The following is a 5,722-nucleotide window of genomic DNA, read 5'->3' on the forward strand; positions in this document are numbered from 1 at the left end:
AGATAGCGCCATCCTTCACCCACTACGCGGGCACGAACCTGCCGAACTGGAAGGACGGCGGGGTTGTCGGTCATCTCATCGCCGGCAGCGCCTACGGCCTCACCGCGGGAGCCAAGACCCACTCGCCACTCTTCTACGCCCACCTTGAGATGGAGCCGGGCGCGGTCGCCGAGGTCCCGGACAAGTATGAGGAACGCGCTCTCTACATCGCGGCGGGTGCGGTCGAGATGCACGGAATACTCTACGAGGCTGGCCAGATGCTGGTGCTGGGCGCGGGCGCCTCGCACTTCAGGGCCAAGACACATTCGACCGTGATGGTCCTCGGCGGCGAGCCGATCGGCGAACGCCACATCTTCTGGAACTTCGTATCGTCTTCGAAGGATCGGCTCGCCCAGGCGGCATCCGACTGGAAGGCCGGCCGTATGAAGCTGCCGGATGCGGACGACAGCGAATTCATCCCGCTGCCGGACGAGCCGGCGCCACCGGTTAGCGCCGAAAAATGAGCGGCTCGGTGTCGACCAGCGTCGCACTTGTGGCGGCGCTCTGCCTGGCTGGCAGTGGACAGACAGGATCGGCGGGAAGCCAGCAGGACGCACGTGGGACTACCTCAGGCGAACCGGCCCCGCCAACGACGTCCGAGGTGACGGTCATGCCCTTCGAGCTGGTGGACAATCTTGTCCGCATACCGGTGGACGTGAACGGACAGCGACGGAGCGGGGTTCTCGACAGCGGTGTGGGTGCGGTGCTCATCGACCGGCAGGCCAACAGGGAGCTTGGCCTCAGCGAGGGTGGCTCGGCCGGTGATGCCGCAGGTGGCGGGAACGAAGCGAAGGCGCTTATGCCCGTCACCATTTCTCGGTTGGCGGCGGGGCCGTTCCAATTTGAGAACCTCGCCGCATACGCGGTCGATCTTGGCAATCTGTCATCGTCTGCCGGGTTTCCCGTCGACGTGCTTCTTGGAGCGCCGGCCTTCCAGAACGGAACGGTCAGCGTCGATTACGCGCGCCGGCAAGTAACCGTGGATAGATCAGGAGCCACGGTCCGATGTGCTTCTCCCATTCCGTTCGAGATCGTACACGAGGCTCCAGTCGTTGACATCGATGTCGTCCCGACGCGCGGCGAACGGCCGGTTCGCCTCAAAGTGCTGGTCGATCTTGGCACGCGGCACAGTTCGTTGGTTCTCGGGGGCGCTTTCGTTCGTAGCGCACCCGGGCAGAGGCTGCTCCGAGAGGCGGTCGCAAAAGAGATCGGTTTTGGCGTCGGCGGTGCGGTGAAAGGTGCGGTCGCTCGCGTAGCCGATGCCCGTGCAGGCGCTTCCAGCTTCGGATCACTGGAGGTCAGCCTGACCTCGGACGTCCCGGCTTTTGAAGGCACTGGAATCGACGGCACGCTGGGCGTTCCTCTCTGGAACGGCGGTGTGATCGCTTTCGACTATGCCGGTCGACGCCTGTGCATCACGCCTCCCGAGGGCACAGGTCGTGGGGCCTCCATCGATGCTGACGCGCGGCGTCAACATGCAGGGCCGCGCTGACGTATCGGAGAGAGATCGAATGGCAGCACTGCGTACTCGCGCGGCGGCTTCGGAAACCGGTGAAAGCCCGTTCGCTGTGCGTATTGAGATGGGCGCCCACGAGATCGTGGGAGATGAGCCGGTCAGCGCCGGTGGCAATGGGCTTGGCCCAAACCCGTTCGAGTTGATGACCGCCGCTCTTGCGGAATGCACCGCCATGACCGTGCGCTGGTATGCGCGCCAGAACAACTTGCCGCTGGATCATGTGGAGGTGGTTATCGAGCACGCGAAAAAGCTTCTCGCCGGAGCCTCTGAGCCCGTGGACGTGTTCGACAAGACCGTTTTCATCCGTGGCTCCAGGCTCACTGACAACCAACGAACACACCTGATCGAGATCGCGAGCAGGTGCCCCATTCAACGTGTTCTGGAAGGCACTCCCATGATTATCACGAAACCAGGACGACCGCTTGGTGAGGTCAACCATGGCTGACGTGAGTTTGAGTCAGACGATCGTGCCCGCTGTCGCGCTGATGAGCGCGGCTGTTGTTGCAGTGCCCTTGTTCAAACGACTCGGTCTCGGCTCGGTGCTCGGCTACTTTGCTGCGGGTGTTCTCGTGGGGCCGTCGGCGCTCGGCCTCTTTACCGATGCGCAATCGATCCTGCACTTCTCCGAACTTGGAGTGGTGATGTTCCTGTTTGTGATCGGACTGGAACTCAGGCCTCACAAATTGTGGGCGATGCGCGGCCAGATCTTTGGCCTGGGGCTTGCGCAAGTCGCTCTCGCGATCGCAGCCCTTTCGCTGATGGGCGCACTCGCATTTAACCTGCCGGGACCCGTCGCTTTCATCGCCGGGACCGGCTTTGTGCTCTCCTCCACGGCAGTCATCATGTCCGTGCTACAAGACCGCGGGGAGCTCTCAGGGAACGAGGGACAGAAGTCGGTCGCGATCCTCCTGTTCGAGGATTTGATGATTGTCCCGCTGCTTGCAGTGGTCGGTTTTCTGTCGCCACTGGCGCACGGGCAGGCGGCATGGACGGATATGCTGGTCGCGGCTGCTGCGATGCTTGTGCTGCTTGGCGTGTCGCGCTGGGCTTTGAACCCGTTCTTCGCTCTCCTTGCACGCGCTCGCACGCGAGAGGTTCTGACAGCGGGCGCACTGCTTGTTGTTCTCGGGGCAGCGCTGCTGATGGACGTGGTCGGTCTTTCCATGGCGATGGGTGCCTTCCTCGCCGGAGTCATGCTGTCGAGTTCAAGCTATCGCCACCAAATCGAAAGCGACGTCGAGCCATTCCGCGGGCTCCTGATGGGACTGTTCTTTCTGGCTGTCGGCATGTCGCTCGATCTGGCGATCGTGGCGGCGGAGTGGCAGCTCCTGCTCGCCATGCTTGCCGCCTATACGGTCGCCAAAGGCGTGGTCGTCTATACCGTCGCCCGGCTCTTCGGTAGCTCCAACCACAACGCCCTGCATCGCACGTCCATGTTCCTGCAGGGCGGAGAATTCGCCTTTGTCCTCTACACCGCGGCGACGGCGAGCGGCGTGATCGACGCTCGGCAGAATGCTATCTTTGCCACTGTCGTCATCCTGTCGATGGCTCTGACGCCGCTGTTGATGATTGTGGCCGACCGGATTTTGCGCACGGAGGCGTCGATGGAGGGCATCGATCCCGCCCGCGACCTGAAGGGCCGCGTGCTCATAATCGGCTTCGGTCGCTTTGGGCAGATCGCATCCCAGCTGCTTCTGGCCAAGGGAGTCGATCTCACCGTTATCGACAATAACCCGGATCGGATCCGCGACGCTGGCCGATACGGCTTCAAGGTGTTCTTTGGTGATGGTGCGCGGCTCGATGTGCTGCGTCACTCCGGCGCAAGCGGCGCCGATGCTGTCATGGTCTGCATCGACGATCCCAAGGCCGCGATCCAGATCGTAGATTCGGTGCGCCACGAGTTTCCGCAGGCGCAGCTCCTGGTTCGAAGCTTTGATCGCGGGCACGCGGTTGAGCTGATCCGGGCCGGCGTCGATTATCAAATCCGGGAAACCGTTGAATCGGCGTATGTGATGGGTGCCCAGGGTCTGCGTGCTCTGGGCTTTGCCGAGGCTGATATTGCGGACGTGGCTGAGGACATCCGTCGTCGCGACGACGAACGCCTTTCTGAGCAAGTTCAGGGGGACGACATGTCAGGAAGCGATCGACTGCTCCTTCAGCCCGTTCCCGAACCCCTTGTGGGCCGGCAGGTTAGCGACGCAGATCGGTGATTGGTGAGCTGCCGAATATACTCTTGTACTCACGGCTGAATTGAGAGGGGCTTTGATAACCCACCTCAAACGCCACCCGCGCCACATTGGTGCCGCCGGCGGCCAAAAGCTTCCGAGCCTCGAGGAGGCGCATATGACGCTGAAAGGCGAGCGGGCTGTAACCCGTCACAGCCTTGAAGTGTCTGTGAAACGAGGTCACGCTCATGCCCGCGGACGCCGCCAACTGAGAAACGACGACGGGCTCGCTGTTGTTGGCTCCCAGCCAGTCCGCCGCCGCCTTGATGTGCCGCGTGCGATCGTTGCGCTGAACGATCTGACGGAGCGTGTCGCCCATCGAGCTCTGTAGCAGGCGGTAATAGAGTTCGCTTTCGTAATGCGGCGCGAGCACGCCTATGTCGTCAGGGACGTTGAGGAGCGCGACTAGGCGCACGAAAGCTTCGCCGACCACGCCGTTCAGCTCGCCAGCCGCCACCGCGCATGTCCAACGTTCTTCGCATCTGGGCATGTCGAGCACGACACGCGTGAGCCTGTCGATATCGAGATGAAGGCTGATCCCGACATAAGGAGCGTCTGGTGTCGCGTCTGCTAGTTGGTGGGAATAGGGCAAGCCGAAGGATGATGCCGCGCAAGAGCCCGCCGACATCTCGAAACGATTGGCGCCCATCGTCAGGACTTTCGTGCCTCGTACGACGGCATAGAACATTGGCTCGAATACTGCCGATGTGAGCGGCGTGGCGGTTGCACTCGTCCACACGGTGAGGCGCGGAATAGGCGTCGGGTGCCCCACGAGCCCGCGACCAAGGGTGATGCGGGGAGCAACAGTGTCCAAAAGTCGGCGGGTCGTACTCTCAAGATCAAACATGATCCAAAGATATGCGTTTGGTAGGATCAGGCAAGCCTAAGGTATGATCGGGAATGCCGCCGCGCAGTTGCCGACCTATGTCAGGGACAGAAGGAGCAGCGGCGTAGTGCTGGAGAGAAACGAGCTGACCACCGATACTGATCGGATCCAGGCCATCATTCTCCGAAGCTGTCACGTCTCACGCAACGCGACCGGGAGAAGCGCCCGCCCGTGCCGGCATTCCGCCTTGTAGGATCGGTGGCCGGGTGGATTGCAGCCGGAACGGGTTGGCGTCGCTCGCTCCGGGTTGAGCAGCGTGAGCGCGCGGGCCGCCCTTTGCAACACGACGTTCGCATCTCTCGCATCTGAGAGACCGACGCCGACCATCGATCGGTGGATCAGGTCTTCGACGACCTGCCGCCTTCCACAACAGCCGCTACGGCGCTTGAAGCAATTTGGCAGAAAAGGACAAATAGATGATCGATCTGAACGGAAAGCGTGCTTTGGTGACGGGCGCGTCGAGAGGCATAGGGGCGGCGATCGCGTTGGCGCTGGCCGAGAACGGTGCCGATGTCGCGTTTACCTATCAGCGCGCGGCCGACAAAGCCGACGCCGTAGCCAAAGCCATCGAGAGTACGGGGCATCGCGCAGTCGCTATCCAGGCTGACAGTGCTGATCCAGACGCGATCTTGCGCGCCGTCAGCGATGCCGTCGCGGCGCTTGGTGGCCTCGATATTCTCATCAACAGTGCGGGGATCGGCCACTCGGGAACGATCGCCGATCTTGACGTGCGGGATTTTCAGACTTTGATGGACGTCAACGTGCGAGCGCCGGTGCTCTTCGCGAAGGCGGCCATTCCTCATCTTTCCTCAGGGGGGCGCATCGTCTCGATCGGGTCGGGCCTGGGCGAGCGCGTCCCGTTTCCGGGCGTAACGGCTTATGCGATGTCCAAGGCCGCGCTTACGTCCTTCACTCGCGGACTCTCACGTGAGCTCGGGCCGTCCGGCATCACAGTGAACCTCGTGCAGCCCGGATCGGCGGACACCGAGGCGAACCCCGCAGACGGCCCGGCCGCAGATTTCCAACGGAGCTTGACGTCTCTGGGTCGCTTCGCCA

Annotated in this window: 6 protein-coding genes; 5 read left to right on the forward strand and 1 reads right to left on the reverse strand. The window is 62.4% G+C overall.

What is annotated here, in order from left to right:
- The 4 genes from JHD07_RS10960 to JHD07_RS10975 all read left to right on the forward strand — a co-directional run.
- The coding region (locus tag JHD07_RS10960; protein ID WP_291621861.1) for a pirin-like C-terminal cupin domain-containing protein at nt 1-503 on the forward strand (503 nt) is incomplete at its 5' end.
- Nucleotides 504-649: 146 nt separating this feature from the next.
- The gene (locus tag JHD07_RS10965) at nt 650-1,531 is read left to right on the forward strand and encodes an aspartyl protease family protein (RefSeq protein ID WP_291621862.1); all 882 of its coding nucleotides are present in this window, start codon (nt 650-652) and stop codon (nt 1,529-1,531) included.
- 19 nt (nt 1,532-1,550) lie between these two features.
- Nucleotides 1,551-2,000 carry an OsmC family protein gene (locus JHD07_RS10970; protein ID WP_291621863.1) on the forward strand — a complete coding sequence of 150 codons (450 nt, stop codon included), beginning with the start codon at nt 1,551-1,553 and terminating at the stop codon, nt 1,998-2,000.
- Nucleotides 1,993-3,765, forward strand: a complete 1,773-nt coding sequence (locus JHD07_RS10975) for a monovalent cation:proton antiporter-2 (CPA2) family protein (protein ID WP_291621865.1) — start codon at nt 1,993-1,995, stop codon at nt 3,763-3,765. Before JHD07_RS10970 ends, JHD07_RS10975 begins: the two co-directional genes overlap by 8 nt.
- Here JHD07_RS10975 and JHD07_RS10980 read toward each other — a convergent pair.
- A complete protein-coding gene (locus tag JHD07_RS10980; protein ID WP_291621867.1) occupies nt 3,746-4,627 on the reverse strand; it encodes an AraC family transcriptional regulator in 882 nt (293 codons plus the stop codon). The two genes, JHD07_RS10975 and JHD07_RS10980, sit on opposite strands and share 20 nt — an antisense overlap.
- Before the next feature lie 455 nt (nt 4,628-5,082).
- Here JHD07_RS10980 and JHD07_RS10985 point away from each other — a divergent pair.
- On the forward strand, nt 5,083-5,722 hold a 640-nt coding region (locus JHD07_RS10985), incomplete at its 3' end, for an SDR family NAD(P)-dependent oxidoreductase (protein WP_291621869.1).

It is taken from the genome of Bradyrhizobium sp., assembly GCF_016462955.1.
In the GTDB taxonomy this organism is placed as follows: Bacteria; Pseudomonadota; Alphaproteobacteria; order Rhizobiales; family Xanthobacteraceae; genus Bradyrhizobium.

Excerpts from the sequence above, each read along its gene's own strand:
- JHD07_RS10965 (WP_291621862.1), top strand. The coding sequence starts at position 650 with ATGCCCTTCGAGCTGGTGGACAATCTTGTCCGCATACCGGTGGACGTG.
- JHD07_RS10970 (WP_291621863.1), top strand. The coding sequence starts at position 1,551 with ATGGCAGCACTGCGTACTCGCGCGGCGGCTTCGGAAACCGGTGAAAGC.
- JHD07_RS10975 (WP_291621865.1), top strand. The coding sequence starts at position 1,993 with ATGGCTGACGTGAGTTTGAGTCAGACGATCGTGCCCGCTGTCGCGCTG.
- JHD07_RS10980 (WP_291621867.1), bottom strand. The coding sequence starts at position 4,627 with ATGTTTGATCTTGAGAGTACGACCCGCCGACTTTTGGACACTGTTGCT.